This is a genomic window from Rhizobium sp. JAB6 (assembly GCF_003024605.1).
GTDB lineage: Bacteria > Pseudomonadota > Alphaproteobacteria > Rhizobiales > Rhizobiaceae > Rhizobium.
Genome location: NZ_PYJQ01000009.1, coordinates 1,246,584 through 1,272,180, shown reverse-complemented (window position 1 = coordinate 1,272,180; position 25,597 = coordinate 1,246,584). Strand labels below are relative to the sequence as shown.

Below are 25,597 nucleotides of genomic sequence, written 5' to 3'. Positions count from 1 at the left end.
CTCCGTTGTCGAACCAGTCAGCCTTTGAGACCGGTCATGGTGATGCCCTCGACGAAACGCTTCTGTGCGAGAAGGAATGCCGCGACGAGGGGAAGGGTGATGATCAGGGTTGCCGCCATGAGTGCGCCGTAGTCGTCGCCGGCTTCGGCGGCGCGGAAATACATGAGTCCCAGCGGCGGCGTGAAATATTCCTGCTTGGTGATGACGATCAGCGGCCAGTAGAGGTCGTTCCAGTGCGCGACGACCGAGAAGATCGCAAAGGCGGTGACGGCCGGCCAGGCATTCGGCACGATGACGCGGGCGACGATACCGAGTTCCGACATTCCGTCGAGACGGGCGGCATGGATCAGATCATCAGGCATGGCGCGGAAGAACTGCAGGAACATGAAGATCGCGAAGACCGAGATCGAGAAGGGCGCGACCAGAGCTGTATAGCTGTTCAGAAGTGAGAGGCTGTTGAAGCCGACATAGAGCGGCAGCGCCGTCGCATGGATCGGGACCAGCAGGCCGAGCATGACCAGCACCATCATGCTGCGCGCGGCCGGGAACTTCAGCTTCGCCATGGCATAGGCGCAGGGAATGGCGATCAGCACCTGGAAGAAGAAGATCAGGCCACAGACGAGGACGCCGTTGAAGAGCAGCGTACCCATCGAAACCTTGCTAAGCGCCTTGGCGATATTCTCGACGTAATAGAAATGCGTCGGGATCAGCTTCAGGGCCGAGGTGAAGATATCGTCCTGGGCCTTGCCGGCGGTCGAGATCATGAAGATGTAGGGCGCGAGGAAGATGATCGCGCCCAGGATCAGCAGAGAGAGGCGCAGGATGCGGCCGGGAGTGAAGCCTATCGAGGTCATGTGTAATGCACCTGCCGGTCTTGGACGCGATATTGCAGGAAGGTCAGCACCACGAGGATGGCCAGGAAGACCGTGGTCATCGCCGAGGCATAGCCGACGCGCAGATAGACGAAGCCTTCCTGGTAGATGGTGAAGAGCAGGACTTCCGAGGCATGGTTCGGGCCGCCGTCGGTCAGGGCCTTTACGGTGTCGAACACCTTCACCGCATTGATGATGCTGATAGTCGTGACGAAGAGCGTGGTTGGTCCGAGCATCGGCCAGGTGACGAGCCAGAAGCGGTCCCATGCCGATTTCGCGCCATCGGCTTCGGCAGCGGCATAAAGCTCGCGCGGGATGGCGGTGAGGCCAGCGAGAAACAGCACCATATTGAAGCCGACCGACTGCCAGACGCCGATGATCGACAGGCTGTAGAGTGCCGTTGCCGACGAGCCGAGCCAGTTCGGGCCGCGCAGGCCGATCTCGCCGAGCAGAGCGTTGATCGGGCCGATCGTCGGATGGAAGAGATATTGCCAGACAGTCGCCATCGCGACGATCAACGAGGCGACAGGCAGAAAATAGGCGGTGCGGAAGAAGCTGCGGCCGATGCCTTCGCTCTCGATCAGCAGCGCGACGCCGAGGCCGAGCAAGATCGAGACGGGGGCGACGATGGCGGTATAGGTTGCCGTGTTCCAAAGCGATTTTTGCAAGGCACGGTCACGCAGCAGATGCGCATAGTTTTCGAAGGCGACAAAGCGCAGGCTCTTGTCGCCGAGCTGGAAATCCGTGAAGCCGAGCACGACGACGGCGACGATCGGCACCAGGATGAAGAGCACGATCAGGGTGATGGCGGGCAGGGCGAAGAGCAGGGCCGTGCGGGCTTCGCTTCGCGCGCGCGCCGCAGCCGCCCGCATCGGCAGGGACGTGGCGGCAATGCTAGCCATGCGCCTTCTCCCGCGTCGCTTCGACGGTGGTCGGGCTCGCGCGCAGGCGACGGCCATCCTCGGCGAAGACCATCGCCTGTTCGGCTGCAAGCGACAGCGCAACGGGCATGCCGGCGGAAAGACCGGCAACTTCGACCGGAGCGAGCTTTACGACCATGGTCTCGCCAATGGCGTCGAGCTTGGCATAGAGGATGACTTCGGAGCCGAGGAACTCCATCCGCTCGATATGGGCGGCGAGCGCATCCTGACGGTTCTGGGTGAGGTGCACGAATTCCGGGCGAATGCCGAGCGTGACATTGTTGCCGGCGACACTGCCGTCTTCCAGGGCAAGCCGGATGCCGCCGAAGGCGACGATGCCGTTTTCGGCGAGCGCCGGCAGCAAGTTGATGCGCGGTTGGCCGACAAAGCGGGCGACTTCGACATGGGTCGGGTCGTCATAGATCGTCTGCGGCGAGGCGAGCTGCAGCAACTGCCCTCCGATCATAACCGCAACGCGATCCGCCATGGACAGCGCCTCGGCCTGATCGTGGGTGACGTAGACCGTGGGGACGCCGGCGCGGCGATGCAGATCGACGATTTCGCCGCGGGCGTGGACGCGCAGATTGGCATCGAGATTGGAAAGCGGCTCGTCCATGAGAAAGACGGCGGGACGGCGCACCATGGCGCGGGCGAGCGCCACACGCTGGCGCTGGCCGCCGGACATCTGGCCGGGCTTGCGGTCGAGCAGGTGATCGATCTTCAGGGAAACAGCCATTTCGCGGACGTCGCGGATGATGCCGGTGCGGGCCGCGCGCTGGCCGGGGATCAGTGAGCCGACGAAGGGCAGGCGCTGAACACGCGACAGGCGGCGCATGGCGAGCGGCACGGCAATGTTTTCCGAGGCCGTCAGGTGCGGATAGAGCGCATAGGACTGGAAGACCATGGCGATGTTGCGGTCCGCCGCCGCGACGCCGGAAACGTCGCTGCCGCCAAGGATGATTTCGCCGCTGTCGGCGTGATCGAGGCCGGCGAGGATGCGCAGCAGCGTACTCTTGCCGCAGCCGGAGGGGCCGACAAGCGCAATGAACTCACCGGGGTGGACATCGAGATCGACGCCTTTGAGGATGGCGTTGCCGCCGAAGGATTTGGCGATGCCGCGAAGCGAGAGCGCGCTCATTCGGCCGGCTCCTTCTTTGCCTTCGGTGCTGCCTGCGGATAGACTTCCATGACCACGTCGTCAAGGAAGTAGGCGGTCATGCCGGGCACGGCGACGAGCTCGGTCGATACGACTTCGCCAAGTTCATGGATCGCTGCGCCGATCAGGCGTTCACCCGGCATTTCACGTTCCATCTTGTCTAGGATGAAGGCGCCGGGCGGTGCCCAGACGAGGTTGGTGTCGTTGAAGCGACCTTCCCAGGTCCAGTGCAGGTGGCCGCTGCCGAAAAGGGCGACGTCGTGGGCCGCGATCAGATCGTAGAGCCTGCGGCGCTGCGCGGGGCGCACGCTCCAGTAGCCGGTATCGCCCTCATCGGGCGCATCGACGAAGAGCGGCTTATGGGCAAAGAGGGCAATGCGGCGCTCGCCACGGCTTTCGAGCTTCTCCTGCAGCCAGTCGAACTGCTTCTGCTCCTCGACATCCTCGAAGCCCATCAGTAGGCTGTTGAGGCCGATCAGGCGCCAATTGCCGATATCCTTCGCCCAATAGTCCGGGCCGACGAGGCGGCGCCAGCGGTCCAGCCGCTCGGGATTGACGGGCTGATAGGAGCCTGGCAGGTGGCCGACATCATGGTTGCCGGGCACGATCAGCATGGGCACGGAAACCTGCCGCATCAGATCCATGGAGAAAATCAGATCTTCGTCCTTGTCGGCGCCATCGACGCTCAAGTCGCCGGTATGAACGACGAGATCAGCACCGCTCGCCTCGATCCATTTCGCCAGCGGCTCCCAATTGCCGTTGAAATGCGGCTTGTTGGGGCTCAAATGCGTGTCGGTGATCTGGATGATCTTCAAGGCGCTTCTCCGCGGTCTTCAGAAAGGGTACGCCCGCCGAAGGAATGGCCTTCGAAGCCGGCGCGTCTCCGCGCTCTCTTTAGAGGGCCGCCATGTCATTTAGGTAACGGGTCTTTTCAGCCGTTTTTCAGTTTTGTCACATCACCGTCAAACGACGCTGCCGCTTGCCTCATGCCGAATGGAAGGACTGTACGCGGCGGTACCGGTGCTATAGATCGTTGTAAAAGGGATTAGACATGTCAGACGAACAGAGCCGTATCACCAAACTTGAGGAAACGGTTGCCTATCAGGCCAAGACGATTGAGGAGCTTTCCGACCAGATTGCCGAGCAATGGAAGGTGGTCGAGCAAACCAGGCAGAAGCTCGACCGGCTGACGGAGCGGTTTCTGACGCTGGAGGAGCAGTCGCTCGAAGCACCTGCCGTTACCAAGCCGCCTCACTATTGAGATCCATTCGACAGCCTCGTTCACGTTTCGGTGTTACACGCGTGCGTGTGTAACAAAAATGTCTGTCTTCCCGTATTTCCTTACGACCGGAGCATTTACAATCACGGTCGAGAGGAAATCGTCATGAAGATTCTATCGACGGACATGATCCGAATCCGTTCAGCGCGCGTTGCTCGTTTTGCCGGCATGACGGCGGCGGCGCTGTTGCTTGGCGGCGTTGTGCTGCAATTTGCCGGCCGCGCTTTCGCCGAGGATGCGCGTGTAATCCCACCGCCGAGCGTCGATGAAAAGGCTTCGTCCGCGAGTACGGAGACAGCGGTGCTTGCCGGCGGCTGCTTCTGGGGCGTGCAGGGTGTGTTCCAGCACGTCAATGGCGTCATCAGCGCCACCTCAGGTTATACGGGCGGCAGCAAGAATGCGGCCCATTATGAAATGGTAAGCACAGGCGACACCGGCCATGCCGAATCCGTGCGCATCGTCTTCGATCCCCACAAGATCAGCTATGGCCACCTGCTCCAGATCTATTTCTCGGTGGCGCATGATCCGACGGAGCTGAACTATCAGGGGCCGGATACAGGCACGCAATATCGTTCGGTCATCTTCCCAACCAGCCAGTCGCAGGCCGACATTGCCCGCGCCTATATCGAGCAGCTCAATCATGCCAAGGTCTTCGACGCGGCTGTTGTCACCAAGATCGAGCCGGCGCGGCAATTCTATGCCGCCGAGGACTATCATCAGGATTTCCTAACGACGCATCCGAACTATCCCTATATCGTCATCAACGATCTGCCGAAGATCAAGAACCTGCAGCACCTCTTTCCTGGAGATTATCGCGCCGATCCGGTTCTGGTGACGGCAAGCGCCAGCGCGAAATGATGGCCTGCCCTGACCGGCGAGCGATGTCCGCCGGTCAGGGCCGCCTTGCAAGAAATGCTCGTTACTCCCGGCTGGTCTGGTGTATTGCTGCCACACCAGATCGTCATCCAGAGTGCGTTTCGTCATGATCGTCCGCGACCGGCCGAATCTCTTCCAGCTTTTCTTCATCGTCCGCGGATCGATCATCCGGCGCATCCTGCCGCAGATCATTGCGATCTTTCTGCTATCGGCGCTGATCGTCTGGGGCCATGAGGAGAAGCCGCATCTCATCGTCTCCTTCAACGGGTCGGCTCTTTCGCTGCTCGGCATCGCCCTTTCGATCTTTCTCGGCTTCCGCAACAATGCCTGCTACGACCGCTGGTGGGAGGGCAGGCGCGATTGGGGACAGCTCGTCAATGTATCACGCAGCTTTGCCCGGCAAACGCTGGTGCTGGAGAGTGCGGGCGAGACCGGTATTGAAGCGCGCAATAACCTCCTGCGCCTGACCATGGCCTTTACACAGGCATTGGTCTGTCTTCTGCGGCCCAGCAGCGACGAGAGCAAGGTGCTGCGCCTGCTAACGCCAAGTGAGGCCGAATTCTATCATGCGGCTCGCAACAAGCCTGATCTCATTCTGCGCCTCATGTCCGCCGATCTCGCGCGAATGAAGGCATCGGGCACGATTTCGGATATCCAGTATCAGATGCTGGATATCACGATTGGCCAGATGGGAGCCGTGCAGGCCGCCTGCGAGCGGCTGCGCAACACGCCGCTGCCGTTCGGCTATACGCTGCTTCTGCATCGCACTGCCTATCTCTTCTGTTTCCTCCTGCCCTTCGGCTATGTCGATACGCTCGGCTGGGGCTCGCCCTTCGTGACTGCCCTCATCGCCTACACCTTCTTCGGCCTGGACGCGCTCGGCGACGAGCTGGAAGACCCCTTCGGCCATCGTCCCAATGCGCTCGCCATCGGCGCCCTTGCCGATACGATCGAGATCAATCTGCGCGAAGCGCTCGGTGAAACCGACCTGCCGCCCCTGCCGCAGCCCAAGGATTTCCTGCTGATGTAAAAAAATCAGCAAAAATATTCGTCGCGCGATGGAATAGAATCCGGAGTGCTTCCGTATATAGGGGTATGGAACGCAAAGGACGCACATTCGATGTTTTGGGGCAGCTCGGTTCGCTGAGACGGTACGCCCGCTCGCTCGTGCGCAATGCGGACGAGGCTGAGGATCTGGTGCATGACGCGCTGGTGAAGGCCTATGAGCGTAAGGCATCTTTCAGGCGCGACGGCAATCTGCGCACCTGGCTGCTATCAATCCTGCACAATGTGCATATCGACCGACTGCGCCAGAAGAAGTCGCTGAACCGTCGTCACGAGGAGGCCGCGGCCGATCTCGAAACGGCGCTGCCGGCATCGCAGGACCATACCGTGCGTTTGAGCCAGGTTCGCGAAGCCTTCTTCAGTCTGCCCGAGGAGCAACGCGAGGCCCTGCATCTCGTGGCGATCGAGGATCTCTCCTATCAGGAGGCGGCGTCGGCGCTTGGCATTCCCGTCGGCACTTTGATGTCCCGCATCGCCCGGGCTCGCGCGACGCTGCGTCATTTCGAGGAGGCTACCTTCAAGGTTTCGCATCTCAGGCTTATCGAGGGAGGCGGCAATGAAAATCGTTGATCCGATCATCGATACCGATCTCGACGCCTATGTCGATGGCGAGCTGACGCTTGCGCGCCGTATCGAGGTGGAATCCTATCTCTCGGAGCATCCTGAGATCGCCGCCAAAGTGATGGCTGACATGAGCATCCGCGGTGAGCTGCGCATGGCGCTGGCCGGAGAAGGCCATGTGGTCCGGGCGGAAACGCGGGAAGCCGCACGGCGGCTGGAGCGCGGGCTGGCCTATGGCCGCGTGCTCGGCTCGTTTCAGCGTGTCGCCGCCATCGCCGTGCTGGTGACCACCGGCTGGGTTGCGCATACGTCCTTCGGCGCCTTTACGGCGAGCGAGGTCAGTGCTTCCACGCGGCCGCCGGCCTTTGTCGACGATGCGGTACGCGCCTATAAAACGACCACCGTGCGCGAAGAGATCAAGCCGCAATCGAAGGCTGCAAGCTATAATCCGGAAGAAATCCGTGCTTCGACGGCAATCATATTGCCGGAGCTGCCGGGTGGCTGGCGCGTCACCGATGCGCAAATCTATCCGTCCGAATTCGGGCCGAGCGTCGAAATGATGGTCGATGCCGGCGAAGACGGGCATTTGTCACTGTTTGCCGTCCGTCCGGGCAATTTCGCCGTTCAGGATGTCAGTCACATCAAGCGTGACGATGTTCAGGCTGCCTATTGGCAGATCGGGGAAGTCGCCTATGCGCTGATCGGCAATGGCAAGGCGGGTCAGCTTGACGGCGATGCCGAAAAGCTTGCCCGCAGTCTCTACTAGTTTGGATTAAGGAGAACGACCATGAACCCGACCAATCCGCGATACGGCTACGGAGCCGCCGCCGGCTCTCAGGCGCTCTTCGACGAAGGACTGCGCCGGCACATGCTGCGCGTCTACAACTATATGGGTATCGGCCTTGTCGTGACGGGAATCGTCGCGCTGATCGTCGGCACGACGCCGGCGCTCTATGTGCCGATCTTCCAAAGCCCGCTGAAGTGGGTCGTCATGCTGGCGCCGCTTGCCTTCGTGTTCTTCTTCTCGTTCCGCATCCAGTCGATGTCGGCCGGCACGGCGCAGATGATGTTCTGGGCCTTCTGTGCGGTCATGGGCCTGTCGCTGGCCTCGGTCTTCCTGGTCTTCACCGGCACGAGCATTGCGCGCACCTTCTTCATTGCCGCGACCATGTTCGGCGCGACCAGCCTTTACGGCTATACGACGAAGCGTGATCTTTCCAACATCGGCTCGTTCCTGATGATGGGCCTGTTCGGTGTGATCATCGCCAGCATCGTCAATATTTTCCTGGGTTCGAGCGCGTTGCAGTTCGCCATCTCGGTCATTGGTATCGTCGTCTTCGTCGGACTGACCGCCTGGGATACGCAGAACATCAAGGAACAGTATGCTGAAAACTACGATCAGGAATCGCAGCAGAAGCTCGCCGTCTTCGGTGCTCTGTCGCTCTACCTGAACTTCGTCAACATCTTCCAGCTGCTGCTGAATTTCACCGGCGAGCGGGAGTAGTTTGGAATTGCCTGCTTGAGCATGGTCTGAGCTGAAGGGCACTCCACGCCTTTGGCAATCATGCTCCGGTAATGCGTCTCCCTGGGGGCTTGTTGAGACGCATGACGCGCCTGCAGTATCTGCGCCGATACTGCAGGCGCAACTTTTTTGGAGAGAGCGGCACAGCGGATGTGCAGCGATGTTCGCCGCCAGGCGGCAAAGGGGGAAGGTGCCGGAGAGCAGCACCGTCTAAAGAAAAGGCCCGATAGCGCGGATCTGCTGCCACCGGGCCTTTCATCACTGGAGATATGCCGTTTCCCGTCCGTCAGGAGACGAGCGTGGTCTTACCATTCGGCGACGCTACCGTCTTCATGACGCCAGACCGGGTTGCGCCAGCGATGGCCTTCCTTGGCGCGCTCGATGACATAGGCTTCGTCGACTTCGATGCCGAGGCCGGGGCCCTGCGGGATCGAGACGAAGCCGTCGGCATAGTGGAACACTTCCTTGTTGGAGATATAGTCGAGGATGTCGTTGCCTTTGTTGTAGTGGATGCCGAGGCTCTGTTCCTGGATGAAGGCATTGTAGCTGACGGCATCGACCTGCAGGCAGGCGGCAAGGGCGATTGGACCAAGCGGGCAATGCGGCGCCAGCGCCACGTCATAGGCTTCGGCCATGGCCGCGATCTTGCGGCATTCGGTGATGCCGCCGGCGTGGCTGAGGTCTGGCTGGAGAATATCGACATAGCCGTCCGACAGGACCGACTTAAAGTCCCAGCGCGAATAAAGGCGTTCGCCAAGCGCGATCGGCGTCGAGCAATGATTGGCGATTTCCTTCAAGGCTTCGCGGTTTTCCGACAGAACCGGTTCCTCGATGAAGAGCAGCTTGTAGGGCTCGAGCTCCTTGGCGAGCACCTTGGCCATCGGCCGGTGAACGCGGCCGTGGAAATCGACGCCGATGCCGATATATGGGCCGATCGCCTCGCGGATGGTGGCGATGGTCTCGACGGCCTTTTCCACCTTGTCATAGGTGTCGACGATCTGCATTTCCTCGCAGCCATTGAGCTTGATCGCCTTGAAGCCGCGCGCAACGACGTCCTTGGCATTGTTGGCGACATCGGAGGGGCGGTCGCCGCCGATCCAGGAATAGACCTTGATCTTGTCGCGCACCTGGCCGCCGAGCAACGAATGGATCGGTTGGCCGAGTGCCTTGCCCTTGATGTCCCAGAGCGCCTGGTCGATGCCGGCGAGCGCCGACATGTGGACTGCGCCACCGCGATAGAAGCCGGCGCGGTACATGACGGTCCAGTGATCTTCGATCAGGAAGGGATCCTTGCCGATCAGGTAGTCTTCCAGTTCGTGCACGGCCGCCTGGACGGTGAGCGCACGGCCCTCGACCACGGGCTCGCCCCAGCCGACGATGCCTTCATCGGTTTCGATCTTCAGGAACAGCCAGCGCGGGGGAACGATGTAGGTCGTCAGCTTGGTGATTTTCATGGGAATGATTCCGTTTAGCCTTGGGTTGGGTCAGCGGCGCGAGGCCGCAGATTTCGGGGTTTCGGGGTTTGCTTTCCGGCCTATGTCCAGCCGCCGTTCGACGGCGAGATCGCGGGCGGCAAGATCGAGCATGCGATGGGCGCAGGCGCGTGCGGCATCGCGGTCGCGCAAGCGCAGCGCCTCGACGAGTTCGCCGTGAACGGCGATCGCTTCGTCGCGGCTATCGGCGGCGACGTTGGAGGCGTGCAGCGCATATTTGAGGCCGGCATGCATGGCGCTGGAGAGGCGCCGAAACACCTGATTGTGGCTGGCGCCTAGCAGCAGCTTGTGAAAGGCCACGTCGGCCTCGGTAAAGCCCTCCGGGTCATCGCCGCTGTCGCGCATGCGCTCCCAGGCGTTTTCCAGGTCGGCAATTTCGCGAGCTGTCGCCCGTTCTGCTGCATATTCGGCGGCAGCGGGTTCGATGGTGCGGCGCGCTTCGAGGATGGAGCCGAGAATATCGAAATCGGTGATATAAGGGCCCATCCACTCCAGCACGTCCTGGTCGAGAATGTTCCAGTCATCCTTATCGCAGACGGTCGTGCCGATGCGCGGCTTGCCGCGCACGAGGCCCTTGGACTCCAGCACCTTGAGGGATTCGCGGATCACCGTGCGGCTGACGCCGTACATTTCGCAGAGATCGCTCTCGCGCGGCAAGGTCGAACCGGAAGGATAACGTTCGGCGCAGATATCCTCAGCGATCGCAGCCGTCACATTCTTACGCACGCGCGGGCGACGCTCAGACTTGGCTGCTGCGCCATGCTCCTGCCTATGCAGCGATTCCACGCTTTTTCCTCCGCACCATTCCGCAGCTTTCGCGGAAACCCCGCTGCGAAGGATCTGCGCGCTTTGGCGCCATCGCTCTTCGCATTGGAATGAAGATACGCCAATCATCATACATTGGCAATATTCTTGTATGATGATTTGATCCGCCGCGCACCACCCGGTTGCGACCATCCGCCACCGCCGTGCTTTCCGGAATCGGCGCCGCTACTGTTACTGCGACGTCGTCTTCGAGAGATAGAAGGATTATGGTGGCGATGCAGGCGGCCATGTCGTCTGCCGTCGATCATCACCGGGGAGGCGGTTCCGCCGCCCAAAGTTCATTCAACGACAAGGAGGACGACATGCAGATCAATCGTACAGGTTCGGCTCAGTGGTCGGGCGGTTTGAAGGACGGCAAGGGTCAGATCTCGACGCAAAGCGGCGCGCTCAATCGCTATCCTTACGGCTTTGCCAGCCGTTTCGAAGGCGTTGCCGGCACCAATCCGGAAGAGCTGATCGGCGCGGCCCATGCCGGCTGCTTCACCATGGCCCTGTCGCTGATCCTCAATGAAGCCGGTTTTACTGCCGAAAGCATGGAGACGACGGCCAAGGTGACGCTTGAAAGCGTCGAAGGCGGCTTCGCCATCACGGCAATCCATCTGACACTGACCGGCAGAGTGCCCGGCGCCGACGAGGCCACCTTCACCGAGCTTGCCAACAAGGCAAAGGCCGGCTGCCCGGTTTCCAAGGCGCTTGCTTCCGTTCCGATCACTCTGGAAGTTCACGCCGCCTAGAGCAACTCCAGGAAAGATGCGTAGCGGTTTTCCACCGTGAGTTGCGTGATAACAAAGAGACAGAGCGGTTCGGAGATTCCGTGGAAAGCTGAACCGCTCTGGGCGACCCTTCGGGCCTTCGCGTCGCGCTGGCTGACGCGGCGCGTTTCGTATATTCTGTATTCGCCGTTCCATCGATGCTTGTGGGCGCCTGATCGCCCATCAATCAGCCTTTGGCAAATGCGAACTCCGTTCCGAAGAGAGCGTTGTTGATCGTTTAACTGTTGTTTCAAGTTCTTTGCCGCATCGTCGGTTTATTCAGTAGCATCTGAAGTTGCCTGCGGTTGTGGGTGGCTTCTTGACATCGGCGCTCTGATGGATTACGAGTGACGAAAATTAAAAATCGTCACTCGTAATCCATCAGGCCTCATTCATGCTCGAGCTTCCCGATGTCAACGCCGATCCTGCCCGCCAGGAAAACATCACACGCATTCTCGATGCCGCCGAACGGCTGTTTCGCCATTATGGGTACAGCAAGACGAACGTAGCCGACATTGCCCGCGATCTCGGCATGTCGACGGCCAATATCTATCGGTTCTTCGGCTCCAAGGTGGAGATTCACCAGGCTCTTTGCGGACGCATGCTGGAGCTGAGCTATCAGACGGCCCTTGCCATCCGCAATCAGCCGATCAGTGCGACCGAGCGGCTGCGAACCTACGCGCTATCCCAGTACAAGATGATATTGGAGACCATGCTCGATGAGCAAAAGGTTCACGAGATGGTCATCGTCGCCATCGAGCGCGACTGGCATGTCATCGAAAGGCATATCGAGCGTACGCAGGCGCTGGTCGCCGAAATCATCACGGAAGGGATTGCTGCCGGCGAATTCGCCGAGCAGGACCCGCATCTTGCAGCCAAATGCTTCGCTGCGGCGACCGTCGACCTCTGTCATCCGCAGATGGTGGCGCAATGCCTCGCTAAATCCTATCAGGCGGATCCCGAAGATCTCATCGCGTTCGTCATAAGGGCTTTGAAGAAATAGCAATGCGCTCCGGGATGGCCGGCGTGTTCCCACTCTTTTGTTCGACTTTAGGAGAGCGACATGGTTTCGCTGACGACCAACACTTTACGGACCATTGCCGGCGCGGCTCTCTTTGCCGCTTTCGGGCTTGGGCTCACGGGCTGCAATGAGAAGAAGGAGGAGCCGGCGGAAGTGGTCCGGTCCGTCAAGGTCGTCGAAATCGCCCAGGCAGACACGACGCGCAAGCTCGATTATTCCGGCGCCGTTCGTGCGCGGACGGAGATGAACCTCGGCTTTCGCGTCAGCGGCAAGATCGTCGAGCGCAGGGTCGATATCGGCCAGAGGGTAAAGCCCGGCGATGTGATCGCCCGTATGGATGCCACAGACTATATTCTCGCCGTGCGCCGCTCGCAGGCTGATCTGGATGCAGCGCAGAAACAGGTGCAGACGACCGAGCTTGCCCGCACGCGCGCGCAGACGCTCTTCGACAAGAATGTCACCTCCAAGTCGCAGCTCGAGCAGGCTGAACTCTCTTATGAGCAAGCCGTTTCGACGCGTGATTCTGCAGTGTCGGCGTTGGCCGAAGCCAAGAACCAGGTCGCCTATGCCGACCTGACCTCCGACATGAACGGTATTGTGACCGCAATCAATGCCGATGTCGGCCAGGTGGTCAGTTCAGGCACGCCCGTCATCACTGTCGCAGTCGATGGCGAGAAGGAAGTGCAGGTCGCCGTCCCGGAAATGGACATCGCCCAGTTCAAGGTGGGCAAGGACGTCAAGGCGCGCTTCTGGTCCGATGCCACCCTCGTGCTGGATGGCAAGGTGCGGGAAGTGTCAGGGAGTGCCGATCAGTCGCGTACCTTCGCCGTGCGTGTGAGTGTGCCGAACGATCCGCGCGTGCTGCTCGGCATGACCGCGACGATCGAGGCGCTTGCCGACAATACCCAGCCCTATGTTTCCATTCCGCTGAGTGCTCTGGCGCAGAAGGACGGAAAGCAGATCGTCTGGCTTGTCGATCGCAGTGCCGGCACCGTGCATTCCCGCGCCATCAAGGTAGCCGATTTCGCCGATGACGGCGTAAGGGTCGCCGATGGCTTGAAGGCCGGCGATGTTGTCGTTGCCGCCGGCACGCAATTCATGACCGAGAACATGAAGGTCAAGCTTCCGGCTGCATCAGCCCAGCAGGCCTCCGCAGACATCAACGCCGCTTCGGCGGATATCGTACGCTGACCCGGATCGAGGGGACGACATCATGTCCATCAACAGCACCTCCGGCGAGAGGAAGCGTTTCAACCTGTCGCGCTGGGCGATCGCCCATCCGAGCATCGCTCGTTTTCTGTTCGGGCTCATCATCATCGCCGGCGCGCTCGGCCTGACCCATATGGGCCAGAAGGAAGATCCGGATTTCACCTTCCGCGTCATGGTGGTCCAGACCGTCTGGCCCGGCGCCTCGCTGCAGGACATGGAAGACCAGGTGGTCAACAAGATCGAGCGCAAGCTGCAGGAAACGCCGCATCTCGATTGGGTCAAATCCTATACCCGCGCCGGCTTTGCCATCACGACAATCCAGATCAAGGGCGACACCAACACCGCCGAAGTGAAGGACGCCTTCTACCAGATCCGCAAGAAGGTGGGCGATATCGGCAACGAGCTGCCGTCCGGCCTGCTCGGCCCCTATTTCAACGATGAATTCGGCGATACCTTCATCACGCTGCATTCGATCAGCGGCGACGGCTACACCTATCCGGAGCTGAAGAAATTCGCCATCCAGGCCCGCGACATGCTGCTGTCGACGCCCGGTGTCGAGAAGGCGACGATTATCGGCGACCAGGCGGAGCAGATCTATATCGACGTCTCCTCCAAGGTTCTGGCCGAGCGCAGGCTGACGCTCACCGACTTGAAGAACGCCATTATCGGCCAGAACAACGTCGATCCGGCCGGCACGGTCGATACGAGCACGCGCTCCGTGCGCATCTCGGTCGAGGGTGACGTCAACAAAATCGAGGATATCAAGAACCTGCGGCTGACCGCCGGCGGCCAGGTGACGCGCCTCGGCGATATCGCCACCGTCACCGCAGGGCTGCAGGATCCCTATACCGCCAAGTTCCTTTATAACGGCCATCCGAGCGTGCAGCTCGGTGTCGTCATGGCCAATGGTTTCAAGGTGACCGATGTCGGCAAGTCGGTGGAGGAAACCTACAAGCGCTTCGAGGCTTCCCTGCCGATCGGCGTTCAAGTTGACCAGATCTCCAACCAGCCCGATGTCGTGACCGACGCGATCAGCGAGTTCATGCATGCGCTCGGCGAAGCTCTCGTCATCGTGCTGATCGTTTCGTTCCTGTCGATCGGCTGGCGCTCCGGCCTGGTGATCGCCATCGCCATTCCGCTGGTGCTGGCCGCGACCTTCGCCATCATGTACGAGTTCGGCATCGACCTGCAGCGCATCTCGCTCGGCGCGCTCATCATCGCGCTCGGCCTGCTCGTCGACGACGCCATGATTGTCGTCGAGCTCATGGAGCGCAAGCTGGAAGAGGGGCTGGTGAAGCTCGATGCCGCCAGCTTCGCCTATTCCTCTACCGCCTTCCCGATGCTGACGGGCACGCTGATCACCACCGCCGGCTTCATCCCGGTGGGATTTGCAGCGTCGACAGCCGGCGAATATGTCCGTTCGCTCTTCTACGTCGTCGGCATTGCGCTTGTGGTCTCCTGGTTCGTGGCTGTCTATTTCACGCCATGGCTCGGCTATATGATCCTCAAGCAGCGGCATCACGCCGGCGAGCATCATGATGTGTTCGACACGCGCTTCTATCGCCGTCTGCGCTCTTCCGTCGCCTGGGCCGTGCGCCACCGCGTCATCGTTCTGCTTCTGACGCTCGCCGCCTTCGTCGGAAGCCTCTGGTCCTTCCAGTTCATTCCGCAGAACTTCTTCCCGCAGTCGTCGCGCCCGGAAATCCTCGTCGATCTCTGGCTGCCCGAAGGCACCAGCATCAAGGAAGTCGAGCGCCAAGCCCAGGCGCTGGAAGCCCGCATGGCCGACGATCCGGACAAGCGCTTCATCGCCACCTATATCGGCCAGGGCGCGCCGCGCTTCTTCCTGCCGCTCGATCAGCAGCTTACCAATCCGAACTATGCCCAGATGCTGGTCATGGCCAAGGATGAGCCGGCCCGCGAGCGGCTGATCGCCAAGATGCGCGGCATTCTGGCGGCGGATTTCCCGTCCGTCCGTGGCAAGGTCGACCGCCTGTTCCTGGGTCCTCCCACCGGCTGGCCCGTGCAGCTGCGCGTGATGGGGCCCGACCGGCAGGAGGTTCGCCGTATTGCCGACGAGGTGAAGCAGCGCTTCACCCAGAATCCGCTGCTCGGCGCGATCCATGACGACTGGCTCGAGCCCGTGCCGGCCATGAAGCTGGTGATCGACCAGGATCGCGCTCGCGCTCTCGGCGTCACCTCGCAGCGCATCCGCCAGATGCTGCAGGCCTCGATGTCCGGCGTCACGCTCGACAATTATCGCGAGGGCGAAGAAACCGTCGGGATCGTTGCCCGCGAGCCGGAGGCGAGCCGTCACCTGCTGACGTCGGTCAACTCCGTCTATATCCCCACGGACTCCGGTGGATTCGTTCCGCTGTCGCAGGTCGCCAAGATCGTGCCTGTCATGGAGCAGAGCATCGAGTGGCGCCGTGACCGCCTGCCGACGATAAGCGTGCGGGCAACCTTGCCTGACAACGTGCAGTCGAACGACGTGACCGCCAAGCTCTACAACGACATGGCCGATCTGAGGAACAGCCTGCCGGCCGGTTACAAGATCGAGATCCAGGGCGGCGCCGAGGACAGCGCCGAAAGCCAGGCCTCGATCGCGGCCAAGGCGCCGATCATGCTCGTCATCATCGTCGTGCTCCTCATGGCGCAGCTGCAGCACTTCGGCAAGGCGATGCTGGTACTCGCCACCGGCCCGCTCGGCATCATCGGTGCGGCCGGTGCCCTCCTGATCAGCGGTGCGCCCTTCGGCTTCGTCGCGATCCTCGGCGTCATCGCGCTGCTCGGCATCATCATCCGCAACTCGATCATCCTCGTCGACCAGATCGACCAGGATATCGCCGCGGGCATGGACCGGAAGGAAGCGATCATCGGTTCGGCCGTGCGTCGTTTCCGGCCTATCATGCTGACGGCGCTGACGGCCGTGCTGGCGCTGATCCCGATCTCGCGCGGCGTCTTCTGGGGGCCGCTCGCCTACGCCATGATGGGCGGCATTCTGGTCGCGACCGTGCTGACGATCTTCGTGCTGCCGGCCGGCTATGCCCTCTTCTTCGGCCGTGAGCCGAAGAACAAGTCGGCAGAACCGCCCACCAAGGATCAGGCCGACGACGACCATAACACGATCCAGCTGCCGCCGGCCGTGGCGGCGGAGTAAGACACCTGAAGGAAACGAATATCCCGGCTCCAAGCTGGGATATTCGTTTGAACCGTTCAGATCGATTGCAGGATCGTCTGTCTTCCGTCTGCGACCTTGAGGATCGTCAGGCTTCCGCCCATGGAAACGGCCGTATCGATGCCGATACGGCCCGAGCCGAAGGTGGCGTACGGATGCGGCGTGTGGCCGTGGATGACCAGCAGCGGCAGTTGCGGTCCTTCCGACAGGAAGGGTTCGCGGATCCACATTAGGTCCTCATCCGTCTGAGAGCTCAAGGGGGTGCCCGGCTTGATGCCGGCATGGACGAAGAGCGTCGAGCCGAACGTGACGGCTACGGCCAGCGAACGCAGCAGATCGACATGCGCCCGCGGCATGGCGTTCAGCGTCATGTCGCGCAGTTGCTGGATGCCATAGCCAAGGTCGAAAAGAATGTGCCTGGCATCGATGCCATAGGAGGCGAGCGTCGGCAGCGCGCCGAATTCGAGCCAGTGGCTATGGGTTTCGGGGTCGTCGAGAAAACGCAGGAAGACATCGTCGTGATTGCCGCAAAGCGCATAGCGGTCGAAGCCTTCGGGCGGCGGTGCGCTGAGATGCGCGAGCACATCGCTGGAACGCGGGCCGCGATCAACGTAGTCGCCGAGATACATCAGCAGTTTTCGGCCGGGAAGATTGCGGGCATCCGCGGTGATGCGCCTTTCGGCCTCCGCCATCTCATCATAGCAGCCATGGATGTCGCTCAGCGCATAGATCGCCGTGTAATCGCGTCCGGTGAGATCGATACGGTCTCTTCGCTGCTGCATGAAATCGGCCGCTTCCTGCCGGATCGTGCCTGAACGGCGCGGCAGTCCAATCGCTTGAATGGGGTCCAGAAACCCGCCTGGGGCGAGCCTATATGGGACGGTATTCCAAGCATCGCGTTGCTGCAAGTCTTACGGGCGCGGGCATTGGTCTGAACCGCTGAGATTGCAGAAAGATTCAGCGTCCTTTTTTGGGAGGTCGCGCTTTATGCGACCTCCCAACCTCAGGACGAAAGAGAGCGGTAAGGCCGGCAAGCTTGCGAAAATTTCCGCAAGTTCTTGCCGACTGCCGAGCAGCTAGACCAGGCGCCCGCCGCCATCGATATGCAAGACTTCTCCCGTCACGAAGCGATTCGCCATCAGGAAGAGGATCGCCTGAGCGATATCCTCCGGCCGGCCGATATTGCGGCTTGGCAGCGTCGAGGCGGTCTGTTCCAGCACCTGCCGCTTGGCCTCGCCTATCAGGCCATCGAGCAGCGGCGTATCCACCCACCCCGGCGAAACCGCATTGATGCGCGTCGGCGACAGCTCAATGGCGAGGGCGCGAACCGTGCTTTCAACGGCGGCAACGGCGGCTGCCACGACCGCACCGATCGCAGCGGGGCGGCAGGCGAATTGACCTGAGGTCATGGTAATCGAGCTTGCGCCATGCAGAAGGGGAAGAGCCGCCTTGATGGCGAGCAAGGGTCCGATCAGGCGTTCACTCACAACCTGAAAGAGATCCGCCTCCGACTGATCCTTGAGCGGCTGCAGGTGCACCGTTCCGGCCGTGATCAGCAGATGATCGATTCTGCCGATCCCCGCAAATATCGCCGGCTGCGGAGCCGCAATATCTGCGACGATCTGTGTCGCGCCGCCGATCGCTTCGGCGGCTTTCCGAAGACGTTGCGGATCGCGGGATACCAGAAAGAGATTCGCGCCGGCATTCTTGGCTTGCCTGGCGGTCGCCAGACCGATCCCCGAGGAGCCGCCGATGATGACGATGTTCTGACCCTGGAACGATTGAGGCTGTTTATTGCCCGTTTCAATGGTGCTGGTCTGCAAGACTGGTTCTCCGGTTGGATTGTTGACCGGGCCGAAGATCGTTGATCGGCACAGGCTTTGGAAGGGCGCGAATAGTGATGTCATTTATCGTAAAAGGCGATAGAGTACGGTCATGGATATGCTTTCCGCCATGCGCATCTTCACCCGTGTCGTCGAACGCGGCAGCCTTTCGGCTGCCGCGCGCGACCTCGGTCTCGGACAGCCGACCGTCAGCGAACGCATCGAGAAGCTGGAAAGGCACTTGAGCGCGCGGCTCCTATACCGGACGACCCGCTCGGTGCAGGCGACCGATGCCGGCGCGCGCTTCTACGACTATGCCAAGCGTGCCATCGAAGCCGCGGAGGAAGCGGAGGCTTCCGTCGCCTCGGCTGAGACATCGCTGACCGGAACGTTCCGGATCGCGGCGCCGCATGGGCTCGGTGAGATGACCTTGCCGAGGCTGCTCGTCGAATTCCAGAGGCTGCATCCGGCTCTGGCTTTAGATGTCACGTTGAACGATCGCTTCGTCGATCCGATGACGGAGGGCGTGGATCTCTCAATCCGCGTCGGCGAGATCGGCAGCGGCAATTTCATCGCCCGCCGGCTGGGGACGATGCGGCGGCACCTGCTGGCTGCTCCCGGCTATATCGAGCGGCAAGGGGTGCCGCGCGAACCAGCAGAGCTTGCGGCACACCCTTTCATCCGCTTCATCGGCTTCGCGGCGGATGAGCGGCTGCGTCTGATTGGTCCGGACGGCGGGACGGTGGAAGCGCCTATCCGTACCGCATGGCGCGTCAACCACTGGAGGCCGCTCATGGAGGCGGTGCTGGCGGAAAGAGGAATAGGTTCGTTGTTCGCTGCGGTCTGTCGCCGGGAAATCACCGAAGGGAGGCTCGTGCCTGTGCTGCCCTCCTATGAATTCGGGCGAGTGGACGTCCATGCCATCTATCCGCCGGGGCCGCGCCCGGCAGCCAGGACGAAGGCCTTCCTTGCGCTGCTCGCGGAGCGAATCGATCCGCTCCTCGGTGAGACACCGGCGTTCCTCTAAGGCTGCTAATAGGCAGCCGCCAGCCTCTCCGCGAATTCGATCGCCTCGATCAGGCTGCGCTCATTGGCGATGCCCTTGCCGGCGATGTCGAAAGCCGTGCCATGATCGACCGAGGTGCGCACGATCGGCAGGCCGAGGGTGATGTTGACTCCGGAAAGATCCATCCATTTGCCCGTCGCGGGATCGATCTCGAAACCGAGCAGCTTGACCGGGATATGACCCTGATCGTGATACATGGCGATGACGGCGTCATACTGGCCGGCGCGCAGCTTGACGAAGACGGTATCGCCGGGGACCGGGCCGACGATATCGAGCCCGCCGGCGGCGGCTTTGGCGATGGTCGGCGCGGAGATGTCGATATCCTCCCGGCCGAAGAGACCGCCTTCGCCGGCATGCGGATTGAGCGCCGCCACCGCGATCTTCGGGTTGGCGCTGCCGAGATTCTTGAGCGCCTTGTCGGTGAGATCGATGACGAGCCGCAGGCGCTCCGGCGTCAGACGCTTCGGCACATCCTGCAGCGCGACATGGGTGGTGACATGGCTGACGCGCATATTGCCATGGGCGAGCATCATCACGGAGCCACGCGCGCCGGTGAGCTCCGCCAGCAGTTCGGTATGGCCGGCATAATGGAAGCCGGCTTTGTTCAGCGCTTCCTTGTTGAGCGGGGCCGTGACGATGCCGCCGACCTTGCCCGACATAGCAAGCTGAACGCCCTTCTCGATGGCCCTGAAGGCCATGCGGCCGCCATCGGCGGAGAGCCGGCCGGGAAGAATCGGCTCTCCCTCGGCGTCGGCCTGAATGAAGCAGAGGTTCGGCCAATCGCTCTCCAGCCGTGTTTGCGGGATTTCCATGTCGAGGCCGAGCTGCCGTTCGGCGAGGCGCAGGGCAGGGCCGCTGCCGATGATCGTTAGCTTCAGCTTACCATCGGCAAGCCGATCCTTCAGCCGGGCTGCGGCCTTGACGATGATTTCCGGGCCGATGCCGGCGGGATCGCCCATGGTGATTGCCAGATGCCGCGTCATGGTTCTTCTCCTCCGGCAATCAGCCCGTTTTCACTCAGGAGGTCGCGCCATAGGGTAGGGCCGCCGAATGCGCCCGATTTGGAAATGACCGTCGTGCCCTCCCAAGGGCCGCCGACGATCGTCGAGCGGGGGAGGCCGGGTGCCGCTTGGCCGGTGATGCTGAGAGCTGATACTTCGAGCGCCGAACAGAGATTGCGCAGGGTCTCGCCACCGGCGACGATCAATGTGCCTGGAGCCGGCAGCGCGTTGGCCATGGTGCCGAAGCTCGCCGCGATCCGCCTTGCGGCATCATCGCGTTCAAGCCCCGCCGGCAGGTCGAGACTGACCATGGCCACGCCGCTTTGCTGGATTTGATGACGGATGGCGCCGGCATCGGCACCTTCCGCAAGTTTCAGCCAATTGGGCCCGCAGGCCTGGAGCTGCGCCAGCGTGATCGGCTGGTCCGAGCCGAACAGGCCGAGCACCGGCCTTTGCAGCCTGCGCGAGATGGGGACCGATGGCGTCGGGTGGCGTTCGTTTTTGTCCTTTATGGTGCGAGCCATAGGATGGGTCGCCAGCTCGATATTGCGCGCCAGAGCACGGGCGAGGCCGCCGGTGCCGCTCCAGAGGACGGGTCCCTCCAGCTGCGAGGACACCCATGCGATGACGGCATCCAGATCACCATCCGCATGGGCATCGAAAACATGGATGCCATCCGGAATGGGCTGGCCTTCGAGGTTATCGAGCGGCGTGTTGAAGGCCGGCAAACCTTCGGCGCGCAGGTGCGCGGCGATATCGCCGCTGATGTCGCGCCAGGCGTCCTTGCCGGCGTAAAGCACCTGCCGTCCGCCTCTTGTATGTCGCCCGTGATGAGGAAAGGCTGGCGCGAGAATGCAATGCCGCCAATGGCCGAGCCGGAAGCAGGCCGCAAGTTCCACGGCCCATGGGCCGCGAAACAGGCTATCCACCTTCTTGAAGGCGAGATCGGCGCCCTGCAGCAGCGGCGCGATGCCGGCGACGACGGCCTCCGCTTCGGCGGCCGATTTCTCTCGGGTGCCGCTGTCGACTGCGAGACAATCCGGCAGGTTTTTGGAAAGCGCGCCGCTGCGCTCCACCGCAATCGGACCGTAGACGCCGACGAATTCGACGGCGGTATCGAGCGCGCCGGTCAAATCATCGGCAATGAGGCGGAGAGTGGGCATGAACTCAACGAGCCTTGCGGGTATCGGATGTGGAAGCAACGCCTTACGGCGGCTTGAACGAAGCGCAATCTTCAGCCTTCCATGGGCCTTGTCAACGCTTGCTTTGTCACCGTTTCATTGATCGGGACGGCGACATTCGTCCTGTTCTCGCAGGCGCGTAATCGGGTGCCACCGGCGATGGCGCGCGATGCCCGCGCCTGCGAGAAAGTCAGTCTTTCCGGACGTCAGGAAAGTCGGCACTCAGCGTAACATCTTTCCAGGCATCGAAATTCGCTTTCAGCGCTTCGAGACGCCTGTAGGCGACATCAAGTGCTGTGGCGCCCAGCAGCAATCGAAGCGGCGGCTCCTTGGCTTCGACCGCCTTTATGATGGCGGCCGCTGCGCGTGAGGGATCGCCCGGCTGGTTGCCGGAGGAAGCCTTCGTGGATTGGCGACGCTTTCCGGCGGTGTCGTCATAGTCGTCGATCCGGATCGGTGACTCGACCATCGAGCGTCCGGCCCAATTGGTGCGAAATGCTCCGGGCTCGACGATCGTTACCTTCAGGCCGAGCGGTGCAACCTCGTATGACAGCGATTCCGAGATCGCTTCCACGGCAAACTTCGTTGCGTGGTAGTAGCCCGTCGCGGCGAATGCGACGAGGCCGCCCAGGGACGAGATATTGACGATATGGCCCTTTTTACGGGCACGCATACCGGGCAATACTTCCTTGGTGACATTGATGAGGCCGAAGAGATTCGTTTCGAACTGCTTGCGTACGCCCTCCTCATCGCCTTCCTCGATGGCTGCGAGATAACCATAGCCCGCATTGTTGACGAGCACGTCGATCCTGCCGAAAGCGGCAATGGAATCGGCCACTGCGGCGCGGATCGTGGAGACGTCGGTAACATCGACCGGGAGTGCCAAAGCGCGTCCTCCGTGCTCGGCGGTAAGGGCCTCCAGCTGCTCGGGGTGCCTTGCCGTGAGAACGGCTCGCCAGCCCCGCTCGAGTACGGATCTTGCAAGCTCAAATCCCAGGCCCGCGGACGATCCTGTGATAAACCATACGGGTGTGTCGCTCATGTTCTGCTCCTTCTTTTGCATGTTTTGGCAGCCTTCTGTCGAAGGATCGCCTTGAGCAAATCTAGGAGCGACTGATATCCAAGCGTTAGGGCAGAAGGACCAGACTTTCATACGATCCTTCCAATTTTGCCTGTTGGCGATATGATGGAGGGGAAACGCCGCCATCATCGAAAGCCGGATTTATGGAACCGTCGACGCAGTTGCGCGAGCTGATCAGCCGGCACGCTGCCGTTCAGAAGCAGACGACCGAGGTGCAGGGGCTGACGCTTTACAGGGTTGAGCAGCCGACGCTGCCCACGGACGCCGTCTACAGCCCGAGGATCTGCATGGTATTGCAGGGAACGAAGACGATCCGGCTGGGAGAGCGGGTTTTCAGCGTCGATTCCTCGCAATATTTCATCGCGACCGTCAATCTGCCCGTATCTGCGCGGATCGAGCAGGCCGATCCTGCCAGCCCGCATCTGGCGCTCTCCTTCGAACTGGAGAGGGAGGAGATCGCAAAGCTTCTTGCGGAAGCTCCGGCGACCCATGCGGCGGAGCCCCGCAATCATACGGGAATCGCGGTGTCGCAGCAGACGCCGGAGATCGTGAGCGCCGCATTGCGGCTCGTCTCCTGCCTGGACACGCCTGACGATATCGAGATGATGGCAAAGCTTGCCAAGCTTGAACTCTATTACCGGCTGCTGCGCGGCGAACTCGGGCCGATGCTGAGGCAGCTCGCCACGCAGGGAACCAATCTGGCGCAGATCGGCCGCGTCACCGACTGGATCAAGCGCCATTTCGCCGAGGCCATAAGCATCGGCAAACTGGCCGACATGGCGGGAATGAGCCCCACATCGCTTCATCGGCATTTCAAGGCCGTGACATTGATGACGCCATTGCAATATCGGGCGCTCATCCGGCTGCAGGAGGCGCGTCGCCGGCTGCTTCTTCACGAGGGCAGTGCGCGAGAGATCGGATTCGAGGTCGGCTATGACAGCCAGACGCAGTTCACGCGCGAATACCGCAAATTGTTCGGCCGACCACCTGCGACGGATGCGGCTTTTCTCAGCGGCGGATGAAGGCAGTTTGCCGGATATTTGTTCCGGGAGCGAACTGCAGTGGGTTTGCCGATATCTCGCCATGTTCCTGCCTTAGCGGCAGGGGCCATTCTATTTCGTCGCTTCGAGGAGGGCAGGGTGAGCTACGATTTCCATGTGGGCCAGAAGGTCGTCTGTATCGACGATACGTTCAAGCATGTCAGCATCGATCAGCTGATCCGCAAGGGGACGATCTACACCATCCGTTGGGTCGGCGAATACACGCATTATGTCGACGGCACCTTCATCGGCGTCAAGCTGGAGGAGATCCATCGCGGCAATGACGACGGCCCGGAAGGCTATGGCGCCGCCGACATGCCCTATCGCGCCAGCCGCTTCCGCCCGCTGGTGAAGGACAAGATCGCTTCGCTCAGAAAGCTTTTGGCACCGACGCCGGATGCACCGGCAGAGCCGAAGGTGAAGACCAAGAAGAAGGAAAAGGTCTGACCGGCGGGCGGCACCGAAACCTGCCGCCGCTCTTGGATTACCCCTGTCGCGCCCGCGCCAGCCCGTGCTCGATCAGCCGGCTGATAAGCTCCGGATAGGAAATGCCCGAGGCATCCATGGCCTTGGGATACATGCTGATATTGGTGAAGCCGGGCATGGTGTTGATCTCGTTGATGACGGCGCTGCCATCCGGCCGCAGAAAGAAATCGACGCGGGCCAGCCCTTCGCATCCGAGCGCGCGAAAACCATCCGCCGCCATGCGCTTCAGCACCTCCGCCGTCTGGGGCGGAATATCCGCCGGCACGGTGACGACGGCGCCGTTCTGATCGAGATATTTCGCCTCGTAGGAATAGAAGCCGTGCGTTGCCGCCGTCGCGATTTCGCCCGGCACGGAGACGAAGAGTGCGCCATCCGGCTGCTCCAGCACGGCATATTCGATCTCGCGGGCGCGCACGAATTCTTCCACCAGCACCTTGCGGTCATGCCGGAAAGCTTCGGCAAGTGCTGTCTCGAAGGCCGCGGCATCCTGCGCCTTGCTGACGCCCACCGACGAGCCCTGGCGCGTCGGCTTGACGAAGACGGGCGAGCCGAGCGTGCTCACGATCTCATCGAAATCGGGCTTGTCGCCGCGCGTCAGCGTGACGGAAAGCGCCACTGGCAAACCGGCCTCGCGCAGCAGGCGCTTTGCCATATCCTTGTCGATCGCGTTGGCCGAACCCAGAATGCCGCAGCCGACGAGAGGCAGGCCGACGATCTGGGCGAGACCCTGAATGGAGCCATCCTCGCCGTTCAGCCCATGCAGCACCGGAAAGAGCACATCAACCGCAGGCAGCTCGCGCGCACCAGTTCCTTCCAGCGCCAGCAGCCGGCCCTTGCCGCCCGGAACCAGGCAGACTTGCCGGCCCTCATAGGCAACCGGCTCCGGCAGCGCGCCGCCCTTCTCCTCCACCAGCAGCCAGCGCCCGGCGCGATCGATCAGGATCGGCACGATCTCGTATCGCCCACCATCGATCGCCTTGACGACATTGCGGGCCGACATGACGGAAACCTCATGCTCGGTGGACTGACCGCCAAATAGAACGGCGACGCGCAGTTTCGACATTGAGGCTTTTCTCCCGGGCCAGGATGGATGTGATGGGAGAAGGTTTAAACGGGGGATTGCAGCGGAATTGGGGAGGCCATCAGAGACCGGTAACGCGCGTGAGACCCGTCCCGTCAGCCATGGATAA

General features: G+C 61.6%; 25 protein-coding genes. 13 read left to right on the top strand and 12 right to left on the bottom strand.

All coding sequences use genetic code 11. The features are described 5' to 3' along the window. Positions 1–17: 17 nt before the first annotated feature. From C7U61_RS16220 to C7U61_RS16205, 4 genes are read right to left on the bottom strand one after another with little or no spacing between them, the layout of a single operon-like run. Positions 18–854, bottom strand: coding sequence for a carbohydrate ABC transporter permease (locus tag C7U61_RS16220; RefSeq protein WP_106999027.1), 837 nt, complete (start codon positions 852–854; stop codon positions 18–20). Then, on the bottom strand, positions 851–1,774 hold the full coding sequence (locus tag C7U61_RS16215; RefSeq protein ID WP_106999026.1) for a sugar ABC transporter permease: 924 nt from the start codon (positions 1,772–1,774) through the stop codon (positions 851–853). The genes C7U61_RS16220 and C7U61_RS16215 overlap by 4 nt, the downstream gene beginning before the upstream one ends. After that, a complete protein-coding gene (locus tag C7U61_RS16210; protein WP_106999025.1) occupies positions 1,767–2,930 on the bottom strand; it encodes an ABC transporter ATP-binding protein in 1,164 nt (387 codons plus the stop codon). The genes C7U61_RS16215 and C7U61_RS16210 overlap by 8 nt, the downstream gene beginning before the upstream one ends. Continuing rightward, entirely contained in the window at positions 2,927–3,763 is an 837-nt protein-coding gene (locus C7U61_RS16205; RefSeq protein WP_106999024.1) for a metallophosphoesterase, read from the bottom strand. The genes C7U61_RS16210 and C7U61_RS16205 overlap by 4 nt, the downstream gene beginning before the upstream one ends. Positions 3,764–3,999: 236 nt before the next feature. Between C7U61_RS16205 and C7U61_RS16200 the strand changes: the two genes are divergently transcribed. From C7U61_RS16200 to C7U61_RS16175, 6 genes are all read left to right on the top strand, one after another. Beyond that, positions 4,000–4,209: a SlyX family protein gene (locus tag C7U61_RS16200; RefSeq protein ID WP_106999023.1), complete on the top strand. Its 210-nt coding sequence runs from the start codon at positions 4,000–4,002 to the stop codon at positions 4,207–4,209. 123 nt (positions 4,210–4,332) lie between these two features. Further along, positions 4,333–5,085 carry a peptide-methionine (S)-S-oxide reductase MsrA gene (gene msrA, locus C7U61_RS16195; protein ID WP_106999022.1) on the top strand — a complete coding sequence of 251 codons (753 nt, stop codon included), beginning with the start codon at positions 4,333–4,335 and terminating at the stop codon, positions 5,083–5,085. A 124-nt stretch (positions 5,086–5,209) separates the two neighbouring features. Then, positions 5,210–6,133: a bestrophin family protein gene (locus C7U61_RS16190; RefSeq protein WP_106999021.1), complete on the top strand. Its 924-nt coding sequence runs from the start codon at positions 5,210–5,212 to the stop codon at positions 6,131–6,133. A 65-nt stretch (positions 6,134–6,198) separates the two neighbouring features. Further along, positions 6,199–6,738: a sigma-70 family RNA polymerase sigma factor gene (locus C7U61_RS16185; protein ID WP_106999020.1), complete on the top strand. Its 540-nt coding sequence runs from the start codon at positions 6,199–6,201 to the stop codon at positions 6,736–6,738. Next, entirely contained in the window at positions 6,725–7,495 is a 771-nt protein-coding gene (locus tag C7U61_RS16180) for an anti-sigma factor (protein WP_106999019.1), read from the top strand. The genes C7U61_RS16185 and C7U61_RS16180 overlap by 14 nt, the downstream gene beginning before the upstream one ends. Before the next feature lie 21 nt (positions 7,496–7,516). Continuing rightward, the gene (locus tag C7U61_RS16175) at positions 7,517–8,233 is read left to right on the top strand and encodes a Bax inhibitor-1/YccA family protein (RefSeq protein ID WP_106999018.1); all 717 of its coding nucleotides are present in this window, start codon (positions 7,517–7,519) and stop codon (positions 8,231–8,233) included. A 323-nt stretch (positions 8,234–8,556) separates the two neighbouring features. On the opposite strand, the gene dgoD is transcribed toward C7U61_RS16175, so the two are convergent. Beyond that, on the bottom strand, positions 8,557–9,705 hold the full coding sequence (gene dgoD, locus C7U61_RS16170; protein WP_106999017.1) for a galactonate dehydratase: 1,149 nt from the start codon (positions 9,703–9,705) through the stop codon (positions 8,557–8,559). A 30-nt stretch (positions 9,706–9,735) separates the two neighbouring features. Further along, entirely contained in the window at positions 9,736–10,530 is a 795-nt protein-coding gene (locus C7U61_RS16165; RefSeq protein WP_106999016.1) for a FadR/GntR family transcriptional regulator, read from the bottom strand. A gap of 341 nt (positions 10,531–10,871) precedes the next feature. Here C7U61_RS16165 and C7U61_RS16160 point away from each other — a divergent pair, with 341 nt between their 5' ends. The 4 genes from C7U61_RS16160 to C7U61_RS16140 all read left to right on the top strand — a co-directional run bounded on the left by C7U61_RS16160 (position 10,872) and on the right by C7U61_RS16140 (position 16,711). Then, the gene (locus C7U61_RS16160) at positions 10,872–11,303 is read left to right on the top strand and encodes an OsmC family protein (RefSeq protein ID WP_106999138.1); all 432 of its coding nucleotides are present in this window, start codon (positions 10,872–10,874) and stop codon (positions 11,301–11,303) included. A 412-nt stretch (positions 11,304–11,715) separates the two neighbouring features. Beyond that, entirely contained in the window at positions 11,716–12,324 is a 609-nt protein-coding gene (locus C7U61_RS16150) for a TetR family transcriptional regulator (RefSeq protein ID WP_106999014.1), read from the top strand. A gap of 60 nt (positions 12,325–12,384) precedes the next feature. Then, complete coding sequence (locus C7U61_RS16145) at positions 12,385–13,533, top strand: efflux RND transporter periplasmic adaptor subunit (RefSeq protein WP_106999013.1); 1,149 nt, start codon at positions 12,385–12,387, stop codon at positions 13,531–13,533. A 22-nt stretch (positions 13,534–13,555) separates the two neighbouring features. Continuing rightward, positions 13,556–16,711, top strand: coding sequence for an efflux RND transporter permease subunit (locus C7U61_RS16140; RefSeq protein ID WP_162718334.1), 3,156 nt, complete (start codon positions 13,556–13,558; stop codon positions 16,709–16,711). Between the two features lie 56 nt (positions 16,712–16,767). Here the strand turns inward: C7U61_RS16140 and C7U61_RS16135 are convergent, their stop codons facing one another. Further along, positions 16,768–17,511: a metallophosphoesterase gene (locus tag C7U61_RS16135; protein ID WP_106999012.1), complete on the bottom strand. Its 744-nt coding sequence runs from the start codon at positions 17,509–17,511 to the stop codon at positions 16,768–16,770. Positions 17,512–17,805: 294 nt separating this feature from the next. Further along, positions 17,806–18,552: an SDR family oxidoreductase gene (locus tag C7U61_RS16130; RefSeq protein ID WP_106999011.1), complete on the bottom strand. Its 747-nt coding sequence runs from the start codon at positions 18,550–18,552 to the stop codon at positions 17,806–17,808. Between the two features lie 112 nt (positions 18,553–18,664). Here C7U61_RS16130 and C7U61_RS16125 point away from each other — a divergent pair, with 112 nt between their 5' ends. After that, positions 18,665–19,579: a LysR family transcriptional regulator gene (locus C7U61_RS16125; RefSeq protein ID WP_106999010.1), complete on the top strand. Its 915-nt coding sequence runs from the start codon at positions 18,665–18,667 to the stop codon at positions 19,577–19,579. Between the two features lie 5 nt (positions 19,580–19,584). Here C7U61_RS16125 and pdxA read toward each other — a convergent pair whose 3' ends face one another. The 3 genes from pdxA to C7U61_RS16110 form a co-directional block, all read right to left on the bottom strand. Next, positions 19,585–20,601 carry a 4-hydroxythreonine-4-phosphate dehydrogenase PdxA gene (pdxA, locus tag C7U61_RS16120; protein ID WP_106999009.1) on the bottom strand — a complete coding sequence of 339 codons (1,017 nt, stop codon included), beginning with the start codon at positions 20,599–20,601 and terminating at the stop codon, positions 19,585–19,587. Further along, a complete protein-coding gene (locus C7U61_RS16115; protein ID WP_106999008.1) occupies positions 20,598–21,782 on the bottom strand; it encodes a four-carbon acid sugar kinase family protein in 1,185 nt (394 codons plus the stop codon). Before C7U61_RS16115 ends, pdxA begins: the two co-directional genes overlap by 4 nt. Before the next feature lie 208 nt (positions 21,783–21,990). Then, positions 21,991–22,842 carry an oxidoreductase gene (locus C7U61_RS16110; protein ID WP_106999136.1) on the bottom strand — a complete coding sequence of 284 codons (852 nt, stop codon included), beginning with the start codon at positions 22,840–22,842 and terminating at the stop codon, positions 21,991–21,993. Between the two features lie 182 nt (positions 22,843–23,024). On the opposite strand from C7U61_RS16110, the gene C7U61_RS16105 reads away from it, so the two are divergent. Further along, positions 23,025–23,903 (top strand): AraC family transcriptional regulator, encoded by an 879-nt coding sequence (locus C7U61_RS16105; RefSeq protein WP_106999007.1) that lies wholly within the window; start codon positions 23,025–23,027, stop codon positions 23,901–23,903. A gap of 117 nt (positions 23,904–24,020) precedes the next feature. Beyond that, the gene (locus C7U61_RS16100) at positions 24,021–24,368 is read left to right on the top strand and encodes a CAP-Gly domain protein (RefSeq protein ID WP_069615938.1); all 348 of its coding nucleotides are present in this window, start codon (positions 24,021–24,023) and stop codon (positions 24,366–24,368) included. A gap of 37 nt (positions 24,369–24,405) precedes the next feature. Here C7U61_RS16100 and C7U61_RS16095 read toward each other — a convergent pair whose 3' ends face one another. Next, positions 24,406–25,470, bottom strand: coding sequence for a D-alanine--D-alanine ligase family protein (locus C7U61_RS16095; RefSeq protein WP_106999006.1), 1,065 nt, complete (start codon positions 25,468–25,470; stop codon positions 24,406–24,408). Between the last annotated feature and the right edge of the window lie 127 nt (positions 25,471–25,597).